Annotated in this window: 1 protein-coding gene; it reads left to right on the top strand. The window is 45.3% G+C overall.

Annotation, left to right across the window (positions count from 1 at the left end; genetic code table 11):
• On the top strand, positions 1–895 hold an 895-nt coding region (locus ACOTWU_RS25250; RefSeq protein ID WP_421625805.1), incomplete at its 5' end, for an IS4-like element ISVsa5 family transposase.
• Positions 896–908 lie beyond the last annotated feature (13 nt).

Below are 908 nucleotides of genomic sequence, written 5' to 3'. Positions count from 1 at the left end.
ACGACTTATGGTATTGCGAGCTTCAGTCGCACTACACGGTCGTTCTGTTACTCTTTATGAGAAAGCGTTCCCGCTTTCAGAGCAATGTTCAAAGAAAGCTCATGACCAATTTCTAGCCGACCTTGCGAGCATTCTACCGAGTAACACCACACCGCTCATTGTCAGTGATGCTGGCTTTAAAGTGCCATGGTATAAATCCGTTGAGAAGCTGGGTTGGTACTGGTTAAGTCGAGTAAGAGGAAAAGTACAATATGCAGACCTAGGAGCGGAAAACTGGAAACCTATCAGCAACTTACATGATATGTCATCTAGTCACTCAAAGACTTTAGGCTATAAGAGGCTGACTAAAAGCAATCCAATCTCATGCCAAATTCTATTGTATAAATCTCGCTCTAAAGGCCGAAAAAATCAGCGCTCGACACGGACTCATTGTCACCACCCGTCACCTAAAATCTACTCAGCGTCGGCAAAGGAGCCATGGGTTCTAGCAACTAACTTACCTGTTGAAATTCGAACACCCAAACAACTTGTTAATATCTATTCGAAGCGAATGCAGATTGAAGAAACCTTCCGAGACTTGAAAAGTCCTGCCTACGGACTAGGCCTACGCCATAGCCGAACGAGCAGCTCAGAGCGTTTTGATATCATGCTGCTAATCGCCCTGATGCTTCAACTAACATGTTGGCTTGCGGGCGTTCATGCTCAGAAACAAGGTTGGGACAAGCACTTCCAGGCTAACACAGTCAGAAATCGAAACGTACTCTCAACAGTTCGCTTAGGCATGGAAGTTTTGCGGCATTCTGGCTACACAATAACAAGGGAAGACTTACTCGTGGCTGCAACCCTACTAGCTCAAAATTTATTCACACATGGTTACGCTTTGGGGAAATTATGAGGGGATCTCTCAG

The sequence above is a fragment of the Enterobacter cloacae complex sp. GYL001 genome (assembly GCF_049237125.1).
GTDB lineage: Bacteria > Pseudomonadota > Gammaproteobacteria > Enterobacterales > Enterobacteriaceae > Enterobacter > Enterobacter hormaechei_C.
This window is presented reverse-complemented; position numbering and strand designations above follow the sequence as displayed.